19 protein-coding genes are annotated in these 17,946 nt (G+C 66.0%); 11 read left to right on the top strand and 8 right to left on the bottom strand.

Going from position 1 to position 17,946, the window contains the following annotated elements:
• Positions 1–204 precede the first annotated feature (204 nt).
• Positions 205–924, bottom strand: a complete 720-nt coding sequence (locus OJI97_RS00935) for an SDR family oxidoreductase (protein WP_297659999.1) — start codon at positions 922–924, stop codon at positions 205–207.
• A 69-nt stretch (positions 925–993) separates the two neighbouring features.
• Here OJI97_RS00935 and uvrC point away from each other — a divergent pair, with 69 nt between their 5' ends.
• The 7 genes from uvrC (at position 994) to OJI97_RS00900 (ending at position 7,749) form a co-directional block, all read left to right on the top strand.
• The gene (uvrC, locus tag OJI97_RS00930; protein WP_297659996.1) at positions 994–2,928 is read left to right on the top strand and encodes an excinuclease ABC subunit UvrC; all 1,935 of its coding nucleotides are present in this window, start codon (positions 994–996) and stop codon (positions 2,926–2,928) included.
• 53 nt (positions 2,929–2,981) lie between these two features.
• Positions 2,982–3,374 carry a PaaI family thioesterase gene (locus tag OJI97_RS00925; protein WP_297659993.1) on the top strand — a complete coding sequence of 131 codons (393 nt, stop codon included), beginning with the start codon at positions 2,982–2,984 and terminating at the stop codon, positions 3,372–3,374.
• Positions 3,362–4,099 (top strand): DNA repair protein RecO, encoded by a 738-nt coding sequence (gene recO / locus OJI97_RS00920; RefSeq protein ID WP_297659991.1) that lies wholly within the window; start codon positions 3,362–3,364, stop codon positions 4,097–4,099. Before OJI97_RS00925 ends, recO begins: the two co-directional genes overlap by 13 nt.
• A gap of 174 nt (positions 4,100–4,273) precedes the next feature.
• Positions 4,274–5,320 carry a 3-isopropylmalate dehydrogenase gene (leuB, locus tag OJI97_RS00915; RefSeq protein WP_297659988.1) on the top strand — a complete coding sequence of 349 codons (1,047 nt, stop codon included), beginning with the start codon at positions 4,274–4,276 and terminating at the stop codon, positions 5,318–5,320.
• A gap of 13 nt (positions 5,321–5,333) precedes the next feature.
• Positions 5,334–6,542: an aminotransferase class I/II-fold pyridoxal phosphate-dependent enzyme gene (locus OJI97_RS00910; protein WP_297659986.1), complete on the top strand. Its 1,209-nt coding sequence runs from the start codon at positions 5,334–5,336 to the stop codon at positions 6,540–6,542.
• A gap of 17 nt (positions 6,543–6,559) precedes the next feature.
• A complete protein-coding gene (apaG, locus tag OJI97_RS00905) occupies positions 6,560–6,961 on the top strand; it encodes a Co2+/Mg2+ efflux protein ApaG (protein ID WP_257550117.1) in 402 nt (133 codons plus the stop codon).
• Positions 6,958–7,749, top strand: coding sequence for a LysR substrate-binding domain-containing protein (locus OJI97_RS00900; RefSeq protein ID WP_257550119.1), 792 nt, complete (start codon positions 6,958–6,960; stop codon positions 7,747–7,749). Before apaG ends, OJI97_RS00900 begins: the two co-directional genes overlap by 4 nt.
• Before the next feature lie 8 nt (positions 7,750–7,757).
• Here OJI97_RS00900 and OJI97_RS00895 read toward each other — a convergent pair whose 3' ends face one another.
• The 4 genes from OJI97_RS00895 to parE all read right to left on the bottom strand — a co-directional run bounded on the left by OJI97_RS00895 (position 7,758) and on the right by parE (position 12,240).
• Positions 7,758–9,074, bottom strand: coding sequence for a serine hydrolase (locus OJI97_RS00895; protein ID WP_297659981.1), 1,317 nt, complete (start codon positions 9,072–9,074; stop codon positions 7,758–7,760).
• Complete coding sequence (locus OJI97_RS00890) at positions 9,071–9,661, bottom strand: hypothetical protein (RefSeq protein ID WP_297659978.1); 591 nt, start codon at positions 9,659–9,661, stop codon at positions 9,071–9,073. The genes OJI97_RS00895 and OJI97_RS00890 overlap by 4 nt, the downstream gene beginning before the upstream one ends.
• The gene (locus OJI97_RS00885; protein ID WP_297659975.1) at positions 9,658–10,179 is read right to left on the bottom strand and encodes a sigma-70 family RNA polymerase sigma factor; all 522 of its coding nucleotides are present in this window, start codon (positions 10,177–10,179) and stop codon (positions 9,658–9,660) included. The genes OJI97_RS00890 and OJI97_RS00885 overlap by 4 nt, the downstream gene beginning before the upstream one ends.
• 81 nt (positions 10,180–10,260) lie before the next feature.
• On the bottom strand, positions 10,261–12,240 hold the full coding sequence (parE, locus tag OJI97_RS00880; RefSeq protein ID WP_297659973.1) for a DNA topoisomerase IV subunit B: 1,980 nt from the start codon (positions 12,238–12,240) through the stop codon (positions 10,261–10,263).
• Positions 12,241–12,412: 172 nt separating this feature from the next.
• Here parE and OJI97_RS00875 point away from each other — a divergent pair, with 172 nt between their 5' ends.
• Positions 12,413–13,249, top strand: coding sequence for an outer membrane beta-barrel protein (locus OJI97_RS00875; RefSeq protein ID WP_297659970.1), 837 nt, complete (start codon positions 12,413–12,415; stop codon positions 13,247–13,249).
• A 54-nt stretch (positions 13,250–13,303) separates the two neighbouring features.
• On the opposite strand, the gene OJI97_RS00870 is transcribed toward OJI97_RS00875, so the two are convergent.
• Both OJI97_RS00870 and OJI97_RS00865 read right to left on the bottom strand, forming a co-directional pair.
• Positions 13,304–13,702, bottom strand: a complete 399-nt coding sequence (locus tag OJI97_RS00870) for a PaaI family thioesterase (RefSeq protein WP_297659967.1) — start codon at positions 13,700–13,702, stop codon at positions 13,304–13,306.
• Positions 13,703–13,711: 9 nt separating this feature from the next.
• Positions 13,712–14,398 carry a GcrA family cell cycle regulator gene (locus OJI97_RS00865; RefSeq protein WP_297659965.1) on the bottom strand — a complete coding sequence of 229 codons (687 nt, stop codon included), beginning with the start codon at positions 14,396–14,398 and terminating at the stop codon, positions 13,712–13,714.
• A 111-nt stretch (positions 14,399–14,509) separates the two neighbouring features.
• On the opposite strand from OJI97_RS00865, the gene OJI97_RS00860 reads away from it, so the two are divergent.
• Positions 14,510–15,382 (top strand): ABC transporter permease, encoded by an 873-nt coding sequence (locus tag OJI97_RS00860; protein ID WP_297659962.1) that lies wholly within the window; start codon positions 14,510–14,512, stop codon positions 15,380–15,382.
• 161 nt (positions 15,383–15,543) lie between these two features.
• Here the strand turns inward: OJI97_RS00860 and hspQ are convergent, their stop codons facing one another.
• Positions 15,544–15,930 (bottom strand): heat shock protein HspQ, encoded by a 387-nt coding sequence (gene hspQ, locus OJI97_RS00855; RefSeq protein WP_297659959.1) that lies wholly within the window; start codon positions 15,928–15,930, stop codon positions 15,544–15,546.
• Between the two features lie 186 nt (positions 15,931–16,116).
• On the opposite strand from hspQ, the gene OJI97_RS00850 reads away from it, so the two are divergent.
• Together OJI97_RS00850 and OJI97_RS00845 are read left to right on the top strand one after the other, a co-directional pair.
• Complete coding sequence (locus OJI97_RS00850) at positions 16,117–16,740, top strand: Yip1 family protein (RefSeq protein WP_297659956.1); 624 nt, start codon at positions 16,117–16,119, stop codon at positions 16,738–16,740.
• Positions 16,741–16,906: 166 nt separating this feature from the next.
• A complete protein-coding gene (locus OJI97_RS00845; protein ID WP_297659953.1) occupies positions 16,907–17,512 on the top strand; it encodes an FABP family protein in 606 nt (201 codons plus the stop codon).
• Positions 17,513–17,946 lie beyond the last annotated feature (434 nt).

The following is a 17,946-nucleotide window of genomic DNA, read 5'->3' as shown; positions in this document are numbered from 1 at the left end:
AGAGTGGATCCCGGATCAAGTCCGGGATGACGAAGATAGGAGATGTCCGCTTGCAACCGAAAAGCGAGATTCTTGATCTCATAACGTCGTCATTCCCGCGAAAGCGGGAACGTTCGGGATCAGCCGACGCACGCCCTGGGTTCCCGCTTTCGCGGGAATGACGAAGGTTGAGAAATGCCGTTTCCTGCGTAGAGCGGCGCCTCGTCAAAACCGCAGCATCACCCGCCGCGCCAGCGCCGGCGAGATGCTGTTCACGAACTGCAGCAGCTTGACCATTCCGGCATTGACCTCGCGCCTGCCGGTGCGGATGCCGTGGACGATTTCCGCGGCGCAATCGTGCGCGCTCATCTTCTTGCCCGCGCGGCCCGCGGTCATGCTGGTTTCGACCACCGGCGGCAGCGCTTCGATCACCCGGACATTGCTGTCCTTCAGCAGGTGCCGGATCGCCTGTGTGTAGCTGCGCAGTCCCGCCTTGGTCGCGCAATAGACCGACCCGCCCGCACGCGGTGCGATGGCGAGGCCTGAGGTGACGTTGACGATCGCCGCTTCGGTCTGCGCACGCAGCACCGGCAGCAGCCGGGTGCAGAGCGCGATCGGCGCGTCGAGATTGGTGCGGATGCAATGCGCGGCGCTGGCAATCGTCTCGGGCTGGTCGAGCTCATAATCGCTGCCGACCCCGGCATTGTTGACGAGCAGGGCGAGCGGCTTGCCCGCGACGCCGTTCACGACCGCATCGACGCCCGCCGGGGTCGAAAGGTCGCCCGCGATCGTCCCGAAACCCAGCCCGGCCATCGCCTGCAATTTGTCGACCGAACGCCCGGTGACGATCACCTCGGCGCCCGCGCCCTGCAATTGCAGCGCGATCTCGCGCCCGATTCCGTCGCTGCCGCCGGTGACCAGCGCCAGCTTTCCGCTTATATCCATGGCGACCCCTCCGATGTTTTCCCGCGCACACTATGGCGGGGCGCATCGCCTTCGCCTACATGCAAATTCATGGCTCGCCCCAACGCCCCCGACAGATTCAACGAGGAAAAAGCCGTCTACGTCGTCCGCGGCGAGGGCGACGGCGCCGACAAGCCCGACCTCGAACGCGGCGCCGAGGCGATTCGCAGCGTCGTGCGCAAATTGCCGGTGCGCTCGGGCGTCTATCGGATGCTCGATGCACGCGGCGACGTGCTTTATGTGGGCAAGGCGCGCGCGCTCAAGAACCGCGTCACCAATTACACCCAGGTCGCGCGGCTGCCGCAGCGGCTCCAGCGCATGGTCGCGCAGACGCGCGCGATGGAGATCGTCACCACGACGAGCGAGGCCGAGGCGCTGCTGCTCGAGGCGCAGCTCATCAAGCGCTACCGCCCGCCCTACAACGTCCTGCTGCGCGACGATAAGAGCTTCCCCTTCATCCTGCTCCGCATGGACCATGATTTTCCGCGCGTGCAGAAGCATCGCGGCGCGCGGCGCGCGAAGGGCCGCTATTACGGGCCGTTCGCGAGCGCGGGGTCGGTGCATCGCACGCTCAACGCGCTGCAGAAGACCTTCCTGCTGCGCAGTTGCACCGACAGTTTCTTCGCCAACCGCTCGCGGCCGTGCCTGCTCTACCAGATCCGCCGCTGCTCGGCGCCGTGCGTCGACCGCATCGGCAAGCAGGATTATGCCGCGCTGGTGAGCGATGCGCAGGATTTCCTCGAAGGCCGCTCGACCGCCGTCCAGAAACGCCTCGGCGACGCGATGACCAAGGCGGCCGAGGCGATGGATTTCGAACAAGCCGCGGTGCTCCGCGACCGGCTGAAGGCGCTGACTTTCATCCAGGGCAGCCAGTCGGTCCACGCCGACGGGCTCGGCGACGCCGACGTCTTCGCGCTCGCCGCGAAGGGCGGGCAGCTCTGCATCGCGGGCTTCTTCATCCGCGGCGGGCAGAATTGGGGGCATCGCAGCTTCTTTCCCGCGCACGTCGCCGGCGTGCCCGAGGAGGAGGTGATGGCGAGCTTCCTGATGCAATTCTACGAAGGCGTGCCGCCGCCGAAGCTGGTCCTCGTCGACCGCGAGCCCGACGAAAGCGCGCTGCTCGCCGAGGCGCTGGGCGAGACGGCGGGGCGCAAGGTCGAGATCAGCGTGCCGCAGCGCGGCAACCGCAAGCGCCTGCTCGAACAGGCGGTGCGCAACGCGGGCGAGGAGCTCGACCGGCGGCTCGCCGAGAGCAGCAGCCAGGCGAAGCTGGGGCGCGAACTCGCCGATCTGTTCGATCTGGAGGACGTGCCGCAGCGCATCGAAATCTACGACAACAGCCATATCCAGGGCACCAACGCGCTCGGCGCGATGGTCGTCGCGGGACCCGAAGGCTGGATCAAGGGCGCCTATCGCAAGTTCAACATCAAGCGCGCCGAAACGCAGCCCGGCGACGATTTCGCGATGATGCGCGAGGTGTTCCAGCGCCGCTTCGCGCGCGCGCTGGAAGAAGACCCGGAGCGGACGAAGGGCGAATGGCCCGACCTCGTCCTGATCGACGGCGGCAAGGGGCAGGTGTCGGCGGTCTCGGCGGTGTTCGCCGAACTCGGCATCGACGATCTGCCTTATGTCGGGGTCGCGAAAGGACCCGATCGCAACGCGGGGCGCGAGACCTTCTATCTGCCCGACGGGCGTGAGTTCACGCTGCCGACGAACAATGCGGTGCTTTTCTATATCCAGCGGCTGCGCGACGAGGCGCACCGCTTCGCGATCGGCGCGCACCGGCAAAAGCGCGCGAAAGCGATGGGAAGCTCGCCGCTCGACGAGGTGCCGGGGATCGGCCCGGCGCGCAAGAAGGCGCTGCTGATGCATTTCGGCACCGCCCGCGCGATCCGCGGCGCGAGTCTGGAGGATTTGAAGAAGGCGCCCGGCGTCAGCGCAGGGGTCGCGCAGGCGGTGTATGATTTCTACAATCCGGGGGGATGAGAATCTTAAAGCCCCTCCTCTGAAGAGGAGGGGGTGAAAGGGAAGGATTGACTATGGATTTCACCGCCATGATGCCGCTGGCCGGAACATTGGGTGTCACCATCCACGAAGGCAGCAAGGACCGCGTCGCGGGCAAACTCCCGGTGCGCCCCGACATCTGCACCGCGGGCAATATCGTCCACGGTGGCGCGATCATGGCCTTTGCCGACTGCCTCGGCGCGGTCGGCGCCTTTCTGACGCTGCCCGAGGGGGCGAGCGGCACGACGACGATCGAAAGCAAGACCAATTTCCTCGGCGCCGGCCCGGTCGGATCGGTGCTCGTCGGCGAAGCGGTGCCGGTCAAGATCGGCAAGCGGTTGTCGGTGTGGCAGACGCGCATCCGCACCGAGGCGGGCGCGGAGGTCGCGCTGGTGACGCAGACGCAGATGGTGCTTTGGCCGTCCTGACCGCCGAGGCAATCGTCTGCGCGGTGCGCGCGCATGGCGAGCATGGTGCGATCCTGCGCGCGCTGACGCAGCAGGCGGGGCTGGTCGCGGGCTATGTGCGCGGCGGCCGCTCGCGGCGGCTGCGGCCGATCCTGGTGCCGGGCAATGCGATCGCGCTCGAACTGCGCGCGCGCACCGAGGATCAACTCGGCGGCGCGACCGCAGAATTGCTGACGAGCCGCGCCCCCTTGCTTGCCGAGCCGCTGGCGGCGGCGGCGATCGACTGGGTGACCAGCCTGACCGCGGCGACGTTGCCCGAGGGTCAGCCCTATCCCGCGCTTTATGTGGCCCTCGCCGCCGTCCTTGACGCGATTGGCGTGGCGCCCTCGGCGCGCCAATGGGCGGCGGCGCTCGCGCGTTACGAACTGCTGCTGCTCGCCGAACTGGGCTTCGGCCTCAATCTCGAGGAATGCGTCGCGACCGGCTCGGCCGAAGATCTCGCATTCGTTAGCCCTAAGTCGGGGGGCGCCGTCAGCATCGGCGCGGCGGCGGGCTATGAAGAGCGATTGTTTCGGCTGCCTCCCTTCCTGCGCGGGCAGAGCGGCGATCCATCGACAGGGGACGTCCTCGACGCGCTGGCGATCACCGGCCATTTCCTCGACCGCGACGTCCTCGACGGGCGAAACCGTGCCTTGCTCACGTCAAGGGAAAGATTGGTCGCGCGGCTGGGCAGGGCGGTTGCGTGACGCGCCGCCGCTGTCTAGAGCGGCAGCGTCTTTGGGCATCAAGCTCTGTGCTCCCGCGAAGGCGGGAGCCCATCTCCGGTGGACTCTGGAACCGGCAGGTGATGGGTCCCCGCCTTCGCGGGGACACAGGATTTTATCGCCACGGCACCATGAATGCGCGAAGGGGGTCCTGAATTGAAAATCCTGCTGCTGGCCGGCGACGGTATCGGTCCTGAGATCATGGCGGAGGCGGAGAAGGTGCTTACGGCGCTGGCGCTGCCCGTCGCGCTCGACCGCGCACTCGTCGGCGGAGCGGCCTATGAAGCCACCGGCCACCCGCTCCCGCCCGAAACGCTCGCCAAGGCCAGGACGGCCAATGCCATCCTGTTCGGCGCGGTCGGTGATCCGCGTTTCGACAATGTCGAGCGCCATCTGCGCCCCGAACAGGCGATCCTCGGTCTGCGCTCCGAACTCGGCCTGTTCGCCAACCTGCGCCCCGCCAAACTGTTCGCGGGGCTGGAGGACAGTTCGGCGCTGCGCCCCGAGGTCGCGTCGGCGATCGACCTGCTGATCGTCCGCGAGCTCAACGGCGACGTCTATTTCGGCGAAAAGGGCACCCGCACCACCGCGACCGGCGAGCGCGAAGGCTATGACGTCATGGCCTACAGCGAAAGCGAGGTGCGGCGCATCGCCCATGTCGCCTTCCGCGCCGCGCAGGGCCGCCAAAAGCGCCTCTGCTCGGTCGACAAGGCCAATGTGCTTGAAACCTCGCAGCTCTGGCGCGACGTGGTGATCGAGGTCGCCGCCGACTATCCCGACGTCGCGCTGTCGCATATGTATGTCGACAACGCCGCGATGCAGCTCGTACGCAGTCCGGGCCAGTTCGACGTCGTCGTCACCGGCAATTTGTTCGGCGACATTCTTTCCGACCAGGCGTCGATGTGCGTCGGCTCGATCGGCCTGCTCGCCTCGGCCTCGCTGAGCGAGGGCAAGCTGGGGCTTTACGAGCCGATCCACGGCAGCGCGCCCGACATCGCGGGGAAGGGCATCGCCAACCCGCTGGCGATGATCCTCTCGCTCGCGATGCTGCTCCGCCACTCGGGCGGCGACGAAGCGAGCGCGGCGCGGATCGAGACGGCGGTCGCGAAAATACTGGCGAACGGCGCGCGCGGCGCCGACCTCGGCGGGACGATGGGCACGGCGGCGCTCGGCGATGCGGTCGTCGCGGCCCTCAACACCTAGAGCGGACAGGCAGATGAAGAAGAAAACCGGTTTCGATCGCGACACGACACGCAAATGGCACCCCGCGACGCAGGCGGTGCGCGGCGGCACGTGGCGCAGCGAGCATGGCGAGACGTCCGAAGCGCTCTTCCTGACCTCGGGCTACACCTATGAGAGCGCCGAGGAAGTCGCGGCGCGCTTCTCCGGCGACGAACAGGGCATGACCTATTCGCGCCTCCAGAACCCGACCGTCGCGATGCTCGAAGAGCGGATCGCGCTGCTCGAAGGCGCCGAGGCATGCCGCGCTCAGGCGACCGGTATGGCGGCGATGACGACTGCGCTGCTGTGCCAGCTTTCGGCGGGCGACCATATCGTCGCGGCGAAGGCCGCCTTCGGCTCGTGCCGCTGGCTGGTCGACAGCCTGTGCCCGCGCTTCGGGATCGAGACGACCGTCGTCGACGGGCGCGATAACGACGCGTGGGAAAAGGCCATCAAGCCGAATACCAAGGTCTTCTTCTTCGAAACGCCTGCGAACCCGACGATGGACATCGTCGACATGAAGCATGTCTGTGGCCTTGCCCGGGCGCACGGCATCACCAGCGTCGTCGATAACGCCTTCGCGACCGCGGTGCTTCAGCGCCCGATGGATTTCGGCGCCGATGTCGTCGCTTATTCGGCGACCAAGCTGATGGAAGGGCAGGGCCGCGTGCTCGCCGGCGCGGTCTGCGGAACCGCGAAGTTCATCAACGACGTGCTGCTGCCGTTCCAGCGCAACACCGGGCCGAACCTGTCGCCGTTCAACGCCTGGGTGGTGCTGAAAGGGCTCGAAACGCTCGATCTGCGCGCGCGGCGTCAGTCGGAGAATGCGCTCGCGGTCGGTAAGGCGATCGAGGGACGCGTGGCGCGTATGCTCCATCCGGGGCTGGCGAGCCACCCGCAGCACAATCTGGCGATGAGCCAGATGGACGATTGCGGCCCGATCTTCTCCTTCGTTCTCGACGGCGGCGCGGCGCAGGCTATGGCCTTCCTGAACGCGCTCGAACTCGTCGACATCAGCAACAATATCGGCGACGCGCGCAGCCTCTGCTGCCACCCCTGGACGACGACGCATTACGGGGTCAGTCCCGAGGCGCGGCTCGACATGGGGGTCGAGGAAGGCATGCTCCGCATCAACATCGGGCTTGAGGACCCGCGCGACGTGATCGCCGATCTGGACCAGGCATTGACCCGCGTGGGGCTTTGAGCGACCTTGTGACGGCCATGATCGACTCCTTCTTCCCTTTTGCGGCGACCACGGGGCCGATCACCGTGCGCGTTTCGGTCAGCTATCTGCCCGAACAGTCGCATCCGGCGCTCGGGCGCTGGTTCTGGGCCTATCATGTCCGGGTCGAAAATCACGGCGACGTCGCCGCGCAGTTGCTGACGCGCCACTGGCGGATCAGCGACGGCCGCGGCCAGGTGAGCGAAGTCGAGGGGGAGGGCGTCGTGGGTGAGCAGCCGCTGATCGCTCCCGGCGGCGCGTTCGACTATGTCTCGGGCTGCCCGCTCCCGACCCCCGAAGGATCGATGGTCGGCAGCTATACGATGGAAATGGGCGACGGATCGCAGATGCTCGTCGCGATCCCGCAATTCCCGCTCCAGGCGCCCGCGACCGCATCATGAAACGCACCCATCTGCCCCTGAACGCCCTGCGCGTCTTCGATGCCGCTGCCCGGCACCTCAGCTTCACGCGCGCCGCCGACGAACTGGCGGTGACTCCCGCCGCGGTGGGGCAACAGATTCGCGCGCTCGAGGATATGCTCGGCGTCGTCCTCTTCCGCCGCACCCCCAAGGGGCTCGAACTGACCGGCGAGGCCGAAGCCGGGCTCGACGCGCTGCGGCAGGGCTTCCTGCAATTCGAGGAATCGGTGCGCGCGATGCAGGCGGGGCAGTCGTCGCAGTCGCTGACGATCGCCGCACCGCGCGATCTGACCGCCAAATGGCTCGCGCCGCGGCTTGCGCGCTACAGCCAGCAGGCGCCCGACGTGCGCTTCACCCTCGTTTCGGCCGACGGCGGGATCGACTTCACCGAAGCCAATCTCGACCTCGCGATCTTCTGGACCGACGGCGCGGGCGAGCATGAGGGCGTTCCGCTCGCCGAGCCTGCGATGGTGACCGTCGCCGGTCCCGGCGCCGAAAGCGACACGCGGATCGCCTGGCCCGGCTGCCCGGTCGACGACGGCGAACCCGCGCTGCGGCTCGGCGATGCGGGGCTGGCGATCGATGCCGCCGCCAACGGCCTCGGCCTCGCCAACGTCCCCGCGATGCTCGCCGAAGCCGACATCGCATCGGGCCGCGTCCGCCTGGTGCGCGAGGCCTTCGCGGTCAGCCGCGGCTATTGGCTCGTCGCGCCGACGCCGCAATGGCGGCAGGCGAAGGTCAAGGCGCTGGTGGCGGCGCTGACGGCCTGATCCCTAGGTTATTTCGCCGCCAGCGCCAGCAAACGGGCGACCAGCCCCGAAAACACCGCCGTATCGACATTGGCGTCGGCGTTGTTCCAGCTTGCGGTGACGACGAACCATTTTCCGTCGGCCTTGCGCTGCCCGAGCAGGCTCATCGACAACACGCCATTCTCCGACCCGCCCTTGTAGCCGAGATAGCTCCAGGGCTCCGCCGCGACCGGCCCCAGGCCATTGTTGATCGCCAGCGCCGCCATCGCCTGCTCCGATCCACGCCGCCTCAGGTCGATCATCAGCCGCGCGATGTCGTCCGGCGATGCGAACCATTCGAGACTGTCGATAAAGCGCGGCCCCGCGGTGAAGCTGACGCCGTCAACATTGCCGAGGATCAGCTTGTCGGCGTTGCCGTCGATCAGCTTGCGCTGCGCCGCATCGTCGCCCGCGGTGAATTTTCCGCGCAGATCGGTGAAATTATTGCCCTTGAGCGCGAAGGCCTCGACCGTGGTCAGAAAGGGGGTGTTGCGCGACGGATCGCTGTTGCCCGCCGCGCGCATCCGCGCCTCGATCGCGTCGCGACCGAGCAGGTGGATCAGCGTGTCGGCGGCGCCATTGTCGCTGACCGAGATCATCCAGTTCGCCAGCGTCTGGAGCGTGACCGGCGTGTCCTTGGGCCAGTTCGCGGTCGCGGCCGAAGAGAAACTGAGGTGCGACAGCGGCACGACATCGCTCCAGCGGCGCTTCCCGGCGGCGATCTCAGCCGCCAGTTCGTCGAGCACATAGAGTTTGAAGGTCGATCCGACCGCAAATTGCCGGTCGGCGTGCGCCGCGGCGATCGGGCGGACGCTGTCGCCATCGACCTCGGCAACCAGAAAGCCCGCCGTGCCGGGCAGCGCCGCGATCTCGCCCGAAACCCGCGCGAAACTGTCGTCGGCGACCGTGAAGCCGGTGATGCGAAGCCCGGTGACGCGCTCGTCGGGCGCTCCCCCCGCATCGAGCAGCACCGTCGCAACGCCCTTTTCGAAGCGCAATTTCAACGTGCCTGAATGGCCGTCAGCCGAATGCGCGCTTTCGGCGGCGACCGCGCGGCCATATTGCGCGACGATCCCCGCGGTCATCGTCTTGAACCGGGCTTCGGGCACCGCAGCCTGAAACGTGGGAGCGAAATAGGCGTCGAAGGCCATGTTGCCATTGATAACATCGACGAGTTCCGCCGCGCGGCGGTCGAAAGCCGTGGCATTTTGGGAGGAGGCGTTGGCCGCCGGCGGCTGATGGGCAAGCGCGGGCGAGCCGTGCAGCACTGTCATCGAAGCGAGCAGGACCAGCATCATGGTTTTCATGGAATATCTCCCTTGAAAGAGGCCGCACGATCGATCCGTTCGATGTGCGCGCGTATCCGCGCGGCGGCATGGCGATTGAGCAGCCATATTCCGCCGAACACCAGAATTTGAAAAGCGAGAACCATGGCAAAAGCCAGCGGATTCCCCACCCCCCGCGCCTCGGCCAGCCCCGCCAGGAAAAGCAGCAGTCCGGGCAGGAACGGGGCAAGATACCAGCGCCCGACATTGGCGAGCAGATGCTCCTCGCGCATCAGCCTTGCCCGGTAATGGCCGCGCACATCCTGGGCCTCGGCATCGGGATCAGGACCGGACGATCGGCGGGCAAGCTGCCGGACGACAACCATGGCGGCCGCCATTGTCATAAGGCTGCCGGCCTTCAGCAGCCACCCCGGCAGAATGACCGCGTAAATACCGAACACCGCCAGAACCAGCGCCGCGCCAATATATTCGCGTCGATTGCGCCGCCGGACGACGTCGCTCAACCGCGCGGCCCGGCGCTTGATGTCATCGAGCGCCAGCGGCGTGAAGGAGACTTCATCGTCCCGCCACAGGGCGCGAAGCTCCGCTTCGTTGCGAAAATCGATCATGGGGCTTCTCCAGCCGCGAAGCGGCGCGTCAGCATGGTCTTGAAACGATGGATCCTGGCGGCGGCAACATCGGGTGAAACGCCGGTGACGGCCGCGATTTCGGCGCCCGTGACGCCTTCGAGATAGAGCAATAATATCTGGCGGTCGGGCGGATCGAGCCGCGCGACGATCGACAGGATCAGCATCATCGCCTGCCCGCTTTCGGCGGCGTCGAAGGGCGAAGGGGCGGCGTCGGCGATCTCGATGTCGTCAAGACTCGCCCAGCCGGGCGCGTTGCGGCGGCGGTGCGCCAGCATGTGCGATGTCGCGCGATTGTGCGCGACGCGCCACACCCAGGTGCTCAGCGCGCAGCGGCCATCGAAATGGGCAAAGCTCTGCCACAGCGCGACCTGCACGTCCTGTTCAAGGTCGCGGCGAAGATCGGGATCGGCTTCATAGCCGCGCGCCATGCGGGCGAGGGCGGGGCCGAAACGATGCATCGCCTCGGCAAAGACCCGGTCCTGTTCGGCTTCATCCACGCCATGCTCCGAAATTTCGTGTCGCATAGCCCATTAGTCGGCGGCGCCGGGAGTTTCTGACGCGGTGTCGTGAATTTTTTCTCAGGCGTCGATCGCCGCCTCGTCGAGCGTCGCTGCATTGGCCTGGATGAACTGAAAGCGATGCTCGGGATGCTTGCCCATCAGCCGGTCGACCAGATCCTTGACCAGATGCCGCTCCTCATATTCCTGCGGCAGCGTGACGCGCAGCATCGAGCGCGTCGCGGGGTCCATCGTCGTTTCCTTGAGCTGGTTCGGGTTCATCTCGCCAAGCCCCTTGAAACGGCCGACCTCGACTTTTTTGCCTTTGAAGACCGTGGCTTCCAGCTCGGCGCGGTGCGCGTCGTCGCGCGCATAGGCCGACGTCGCGCCCGCGGTGAGGCGATAGAGCGGCGGTTGCGCGAGATAGACATGCCCATTGCGCACGATGTCGGGCATCTCCTGAAAGAAGAAGGTCATCAGCAGGGTCGCGATATGCGCGCCGTCGACGTCGGCGTCGGTCATGATGACGATCTTGTCGTACCGCAGCCGGTCGGCGTCGCAATCCTTGCGCATCCCGCAGCCGAGCGCGAGCGCGAGGTCGGCGATTTCCTGATTGGCGCGGATCTTGTCGGCGCTGGCGCTCGCGACGTTCAATATCTTGCCGCGGATCGGCAGGATCGCCTGCGTCTTGCGGTCGCGCGCCTGCTTGGCGCTGCCGCCCGCGCTGTCGCCCTCGACGATAAATAATTCCGTGCCTTCGGGACCGTCATTGGCACAGTCCGTGAGCTTTCCCGGCAGGCGGAGCTTGCGGCCGCTGGTCGCGGTCTTGCGCTTCACCTCGCGCTCGGCCTTGCGCTTCAGCCGCTCGTCCATGCGTTCGAGGATCAGTCCCAGCAGCGCGCGGCCACGGTCCATATTGTCCGACAGATAATGGTCGAAATGGTCGCGCACCGCATTTTCGACGAAGCGCGCGGCCTCGGGGCTCGACAGCCGGTCCTTGGTCTGGCTCTGGAACTGCGGGTCGCGGATGAACACCGAGAGCATCATTTCGCCGCCGTTGAACACGTCTTCCGCCGTAATCTGGGCCGCCTTCTTCTGGCCGATCAACTCGCCGAAGGCGCGGAGTCCCTTGGTCAGCGCGGCGCGCAGCCCTGCTTCGTGGGTGCCGCCGGCGGGGGTCGGGATGGTGTTGCAATACCAGCTATAGCTGCCGTCGGACCACAAAGGCCAGGCGATCGCCCATTCGGCGCGCCCCTGGTCGCCGGGAAATTCCTGCCGCCCCACGAACGGCTCGGCGGTCGCGCATTCGCGGGTGCCGATCTGTTCCTTCAGATGATCGGCCAGCCCGCCGGGGAATTGGAACACCGCCTCGGCCGGGGTGTCGTCGCCGATCAGTTCGGCGGCGCATTTCCAGCGGATCTCGACCCCCGCGAACAGATAGGCTTTCGAGCGCGCCATGCGATAGAGGCGCTGCGGCTTGAAGCGGCCATGCTCGCCGAAGATCGCGGGGTCGGGGATGAAGGAAACGCTCGTCCCGCGCCGGTTCGGCGTCGGGCCCAACTCCTCAAGCGGTCCCTGCGGAACGCCTTGAGAAAAACCCTGCCGATACAATATCTTGGACCGCGCAACTTCGATCACGGTTTCAATCGACAGCGCGTTGACCACGCTGACCCCGACGCCATGCAGGCCGCCAGAGGTCGCATAGGCCTTGCCCTCGAACTTGCCCCCCGAATGGAGCATGGTCATGATGACCTCGAGCGCCGACTTGCCGGGAAATTTGGGGTGCGGATCGACGGGCATGCCGCGTCCATTGTCGATGACGGTCAGGCGATTGCCGACGTCGAGCTCGATCTCGATCCGCGTCGCATGGCCCGCAACCGCCTCGTCCATGCTGTTGTCGATGACCTCGGCGGCGAGATGGTGAAGCGCGCGCTCGTCGGTGCCGCCGATATACATGCCGGGACGACGACGCACCGGCTCCAGCCCTTCGAGCACCTCGATCTGCGAGGCGTTGTAGCTGTCGGTCGCGGGCTGGCTGCTGTCGAACAAATCGTGACTCATGGCGTGGATATAGGGGGCCGGAAAGGCCGCTGGCAAGCGCGGTTTTCAAGCCGTTACGGCAGGCGAAGGCCCGGCTCGGCTCGTCCCGTTTTCGGCACAAGGATGAAACTCCGCATCCGCCCGGGGGGTTGGTCCGCCGACTGCAAAGTCGTTCAAAAAGTGGAGAAAACATATGAAATTCGCAGCTCTCCTCGCTGCTTCGGCAGCATCGTTGCTGGCCTTTCCGGCCATGGCGCAAAATGATCGCGATCCCGCGCAGGACTTCAACGGGCCCTATATCTCGATCGGCGGCGGCGCCACGCTCCAGGGCAGCGACCGGGGCGAAACCCTGGTCTTCGATACCGACGGCGACGGCGTTTACGGCGACACCGTGACCACCGTGGGCGGAACCGACGCTTTCTCGCCGGGCTTCTGCAACGGCCGCGCGAGCGGAACCGCCAATATCGATTGCCGCAACGACCGCGACGGGGCGAATTATTTCGGCCGCCTCGGCTATGACAAGCGCATGGGCAATATCGTCCTCGGCGCGGTGATCGAGGGCGGCCGCAGCGAAGCGCGCGACAGCGTCAGCGGCTTTTCGACGACGCCCGCGAGCTATGAAATGAGCCGCAAGGCCGACTGGCAGGCGAACGCGCGGCTACGCGCGGGCTATACGCCGGGCGGCGGCGCGCTTTTCTATGTGACCGGCGGCCCCGCTTATGCGCGGCTCAACAATCGGTTCGCGACCACCAACGCGGCCAACAGCTTCGCCGACAATGGCAAGACCAACGGCTGGGGTTATGCCGCCGGCGGCGGTGCCGAGATCATGGTCACGAACAAGATCGCGGTCGGTCTGGAATATCTCTACACCGACGTGAAGGACAAGGATTATACGGTGAATGTCGGGCCGGGCACCGCCGACCCCGCGACCAATCCCTTCCTGCTGGACAGCGGCGCGACCGATATCCGGCGCAGCGATCCGCACTTCCGCACCCACGCCGTGCGCGGAACCTTGAGCTACCGCTTCTAAACCTCTTGGGAAGCGGGAAAGGGAGGCGTCGGGGTTCGCCCCGGCGCCTCTCGCCTATTTCGCGGCCGGTGCGGGAAAGATCGCGAAATTGCCGTTGGCGCTGGCGACGAGCCGATCGTCCTGAAACAGGCGCGCGTCGATATTGGCGATGCGCTTGCCGCGATGGAGCACGGTCGCGTCGCAGATCAGCCGGCCTTCGCGCACGCCGACATGATAGTTGAACTTGATCTCCAGCGTCGCGCACCAGAAATCGTCGCCAAGCAGGCTGGTGACCGCGCCGCCCATCGCGGTATCCGCGAGCGAATAGGCGACCCCGCCATGCGCAACGCCCTGCGGATTGAAATGCTGCTCGCGCTCGATGTCGATCGCCATCCGGCAGCGCCCGTCGCCGCGCTCGACCATTTGCAGGCCGAGCGCGCGCGCGAACTGGAAATCCTGTCCGAACGGCCTCAACGGACGCGCTTAACGAACGCGGGGGCCGCCGAAGGGCGGAGGCGGGGGCGGGCGGCGCGTGCCGCGCGGAAGCTGCGCCTGATAGGCGCGGCCGCAATGCTCGACGCAATAGGGAAAGCCCGGATTCACCGCTTCGCCGCAGAAATGGAAGTCGGGCTCGCCCGGATGCCCCATCGGCCAGCGGCAGATGCGGTCGTTGAGGTCGAGCAGGCTCGTCTTGCCGGCAATCTCGGGGCTCGGCTTCGCGGGCACCAGACGGCGCGGCGGCGCGGGCGGGATCGGCGCCTGCTGGTCACCCGGACCCTGGCGGATGAAGCCGCCGGGGCCGATCGAGACGATCCGCGGCGCATCGGGCTTCGGCGGCGCATCGGTGGCGGCGGCTTCGGCCGCGGGACGCGGCTCGGCCGCCGGCTTCGGCTCGGCCCGCGGCGGGGCCGCCGGGCGCTGGAAAGCCGGCGCCGCCGCGCGCGGCGGGGCGGCAGGCGCGGCCGGTTTCGGCGTAGCGGGCTTGGGCGCCTTCACCACCTTTTCGGTCGCCTTCACCGGCGACGGGCGCGATTTCAGGCCCAGGCGGTGCGCCTTGCCGATCACGGCGTTGCGGCTGACCCCGCCCAGTTCGTCGGCGATCTGGCTGGCGGTCAGGCCCTTTTCCCACATGCTGCGCAGATGCTCGATGCGCTCATCGGTCCATGACATTCGTTCGTTCCTTACTCATTCCACGCTGCTCGCCAGCCGGCGATCCCGAAGGACCGGCGCCGTCGCTGCCCAGCTTGCGGTAAGATCGGGGAGGCGATAGGCGAGAACGCCATGAACGACCAGCCCCAAATTTCGCATCCCGACTCGGCCAATTCCGCCGCGGTCCCGGCTTTCGCCGAACCCGGCGTCCCGCAAATCCGGACGCTCAACGTTCCGGCCATGCAGGCGCTATATGTCAAGGAGGTGCGGCGGTTTTTCAAGGTCCAGCTGCAAACAATCTGGGCCCCCGCGGTCACGACCCTGCTGTTTCTCGTCATCTTCACCGTCGCGCTCGGCGGCGCGGGGCGCACGGTCATCGGCGTTCCCTTCGCCGATTTCGTCGCGCCCGGCCTGATCATGATGGCGATGCTGCAGAACAGCTTCGCCAATTCCAGCTTTTCGCTGCTCGTCGGCAAGATCCAGGGCACGATCGTCGATTATCTGATGCCGCCGCTGGCGGTGGGGGAGTTGATCATCGCGCTGATCGGCGCCGCGATCACCCGCGCGGTGCTCGTCGGGCTGGCGCTGTGGGTCGCGATGCTCCTCTGGCCCGGCGTCCATGTCGGCCCCGACCATCTGTGGGCGGTCGCGCTGTTCGGGCTGCTCGGCGCGATGATGCTGAGCTTCCTCGGCCTGATCACCTCGATCTGGGCCGAGAAATTCGATCATGCCGCCGCGGTCACCAATTTCGTCGTGACGCCGCTCGCGCTGCTGTCGGGCACCTTCTATTCGGTCGACCGGCTCGCGCCCTGGTTCCAGGGCGTCGCGCACGCGAACCCCGTCTATTATGCGATCATGGGCTTTCGCTACGGCTTCATCGGGACGGTCGATTCGACGATCGCGCATCCGGTGCTGACCGCGGCGGTCACGCTGATCGCGGTCAACGCCGCGCTCGGCGTGCTGACCTATCGCCTGCTCGCCTCGGGATGGAAGCTGAAGGCCTGATGACCTTCCGCCTAGAGTGCATCTTCGATAGAAGCAGTTAATATCTGTGTGTCCCCGCGAAGGCGGGGACCCATCTCCGACCGGTTCGGGATGGCACCGGCGGAAGATGGACCCCCGCCTTCGCGGGGGAACACGGCTTTTCTATAAGCGATGACCCTGTTCTAATGACGGTGGATCGGGCGGACGCGGTAGCGCCCCTTCACCAGCCCGTCGAACATCGCATCGACCTGCGGATGATCGACCGGGCCATGCTCGCCGTCGATCACCAGATTCTGCTGGCTGACATAGGCGATATAGGCCGAATCCTCGCTCTCGGCGAGAAGATGATAATAGGGTTGTTCCTTCGCCGGGCGGATCGCCTCGGGGATCGCTTCATACCATTCGTCGCTGTTCGCGAAAACGGGATCGACATCGAAGACGACGCCGCGAAAATCGAACATGCGGTGCCGCACGATATCGCCCGGCGCAAAGCGCGCGCGTTCGATCAGCGGCGCGGCCCCATGGCGCGGCTTCCGATCGCGGAAATCGGGGGAGGTTCCTGACGTCATATCCTCAATCTATGGCTATTTACGCACGGTTCAAGTCCGTTACACTCCATCGGGACCGCGGCAAGCCGAATTCAGGCTGTGATCGCGGTTACAGATGCGCTGGCCGACGGGGCTAGCATGGGCACTCGGCCTTTCGCGTGACCGGAACCGGTCACGGGCCGCCTGCATACAGGGAGACGCATTGCCATGACCGACGCACCCTCAAACCTTCCGCCCGCGGCATCGGGCCTTTTTCAGCGGGCGAAGGACATTCTTCTCAAGCCGAAGGAGACCTGGCCCGTCATCGCCGCCGAATCGGCGACGACAGGGTCGATCTATGTCCCCTATGTGCTGTTGCTGGCCGCGATCGGTCCGCTGGCCGGCTTCATCGGCGGGCAGGTCTTCGGAATCACCTTTCTGGGCGTGACCTATCATCCGCCGCTGGCCGGCGCGCTCGTCTCGGCGGTGCTGTCCTATGGCCTGACGCTCGCCAGCGTGTTCCTTCTCGCGCTCGTCATCGACGGCCTGGCGCCGAGCTTCGGCGGACAGAAGGACCAAGTCCAGGCGCTGAAGGTCGCGGCCTATGCCGGAACCGCGGGCTGGGTGGGCGGCATCTTCGGGCTGGTCCCGGCGCTTGCCGTCATCGGAATGCTCTTCGGGCTCTATGGCCTCTATCTACTCTATCTGGGCCTGCCGGTGCTGATGAAGGCGCCGCAGGACAAGGCGCTGGGCTATACGGCGGTCGTGATCGTCGTCGCGATCATCTTGTTCCTGATCGTCGGCGCGGTCGTCGCGGCCGTGGCCGCGCCCTCGCTCGTCACCATCCGGTAACGAACCCGCTCCCGTCACAGGACCGCGGGCGCCGTTTTGAAGGGAAGACGGCGCCTCGCGACCTATGCAAGAAAATGGTCACACGATTGAAAATCTTTAGTTGGTTATCGCGCGCGGCCCGATGTTAGCATCCCTCGATCGATGAGAAGAGAGGGAGAAGATCGCGATGCCGAACGATATTGCCTATTCGCGTAAACTGGGTCCGCTGACGCCGCTCGTCGGGGAATGGGAGGGCGATGTCGGGGTCGACCTGTCCTATCACAACAAGGACGACTGGACGACCGAGACCACTTATTTCGAAAAGGCGTCGTTCAAGCCGATCCCGATGCAGGAAAACGGCCAGCAGACCCTGTGGGGGCTGAACTACAGCATGACCGCATGGCGTCACGGCGAGGAGGCGATGGACCCTTTCCACGACGAAATCGGCTTCCTGTTGTGGGACAAGGTTCATGGCGAAGTCATGCGGACGGTGGTGTTCGGGCGCGGCATCGCGATCCTCGCGGGCAGCAGCGCCAAGCCCGACGACAAGGTTCTGACCTTCGACGCCGCGCCGGGCCAGCCCTGCTACGGTATATTGCAGAATAAATATCTGCTCGAACGCGCCGAGATTCGCGACTTCAAGAGCAATTTCACGATCAACGACGACGGCACGCTCAGCTACACCTCGGACCTGACGCTGAAGCTCGCGGCCACGGGCGCGGAAATGCATCACACCGACCGCAACACCTTGCGCCGCGTCAGACGCTATCATCCGAGCGCGGAGAACGGCTGACTCGACCTCGACCTCGACCTCGACCACAGGGAACAGGCGAAATCCAGATTTTCCTCGAAAAAGCCCAGGGAAACCTGGACTTTTTTCAAGTGGTCGAGATAGGTGAAAACAGGAAAATGGAGGAGAGTGAGGGATTCGAACGAAAACGACTGCCAACTGATACTACGTCGTTTTTTCAGTTCGATCCCATCTCCGAAGCCATATTTGAGGCCATGCTAGGACGTTTTCACCCTAAAGCCGGATCGCTCCAAGCCATGTCGGTGATGCGTCGGAATCGTAGCTGGTCGGCGGTCGCAGTTCAAGCCAGCTCGTAAGGCGGCGCCATTTCTGCTTCGCGCCCGATGTCGGTCATTGCGGTCGTCTGTGGAAGGAGCCCGGTGCACGAACCGCTCCGCGGATTGGTGCTAGCCTCGACGTAAAGCGGCCCAGCGATC

The organism is Sphingopyxis sp. (genome assembly GCF_025869345.1).
In the GTDB taxonomy this organism is placed as follows: Bacteria; Pseudomonadota; Alphaproteobacteria; order Sphingomonadales; family Sphingomonadaceae; genus Sphingopyxis.
This window is presented reverse-complemented; position numbering and strand designations above follow the sequence as displayed.

What these genes read in the sequence shown, in the direction of transcription:
- OJI97_RS00935 (WP_297659999.1), bottom strand. Translation starts at nt 924, where the DNA reads ATGGATATAAGCGGAAAGCTGGCGCTGGTCACCGGCGGCAGCGACGGA.
- uvrC (WP_297659996.1), top strand. Translation starts at nt 994, where the DNA reads ATGGCTCGCCCCAACGCCCCCGACAGATTCAACGAGGAAAAAGCCGTC.
- OJI97_RS00925 (WP_297659993.1), top strand. Translation starts at nt 2,982, where the DNA reads ATGGATTTCACCGCCATGATGCCGCTGGCCGGAACATTGGGTGTCACC.
- OJI97_RS00910 (WP_297659986.1), top strand. Translation starts at nt 5,334, where the DNA reads ATGAAGAAGAAAACCGGTTTCGATCGCGACACGACACGCAAATGGCAC.
- apaG (WP_257550117.1), top strand. Translation starts at nt 6,560, where the DNA reads ATGATCGACTCCTTCTTCCCTTTTGCGGCGACCACGGGGCCGATCACC.
- OJI97_RS00900 (WP_257550119.1), top strand. Translation starts at nt 6,958, where the DNA reads ATGAAACGCACCCATCTGCCCCTGAACGCCCTGCGCGTCTTCGATGCC.
- OJI97_RS00895 (WP_297659981.1), bottom strand. Translation starts at nt 9,074, where the DNA reads ATGAAAACCATGATGCTGGTCCTGCTCGCTTCGATGACAGTGCTGCAC.
- OJI97_RS00890 (WP_297659978.1), bottom strand. Translation starts at nt 9,661, where the DNA reads ATGATCGATTTTCGCAACGAAGCGGAGCTTCGCGCCCTGTGGCGGGAC.
- parE (WP_297659973.1), bottom strand. Translation starts at nt 12,240, where the DNA reads ATGAGTCACGATTTGTTCGACAGCAGCCAGCCCGCGACCGACAGCTAC.
- OJI97_RS00875 (WP_297659970.1), top strand. Translation starts at nt 12,413, where the DNA reads ATGAAATTCGCAGCTCTCCTCGCTGCTTCGGCAGCATCGTTGCTGGCC.
- OJI97_RS00865 (WP_297659965.1), bottom strand. Translation starts at nt 14,398, where the DNA reads ATGTCATGGACCGATGAGCGCATCGAGCATCTGCGCAGCATGTGGGAA.
- OJI97_RS00860 (WP_297659962.1), top strand. Translation starts at nt 14,510, where the DNA reads ATGAACGACCAGCCCCAAATTTCGCATCCCGACTCGGCCAATTCCGCC.
- hspQ (WP_297659959.1), bottom strand. Translation starts at nt 15,930, where the DNA reads ATGACGTCAGGAACCTCCCCCGATTTCCGCGATCGGAAGCCGCGCCAT.
- OJI97_RS00850 (WP_297659956.1), top strand. Translation starts at nt 16,117, where the DNA reads ATGACCGACGCACCCTCAAACCTTCCGCCCGCGGCATCGGGCCTTTTT.
- OJI97_RS00845 (WP_297659953.1), top strand. Translation starts at nt 16,907, where the DNA reads ATGCCGAACGATATTGCCTATTCGCGTAAACTGGGTCCGCTGACGCCG.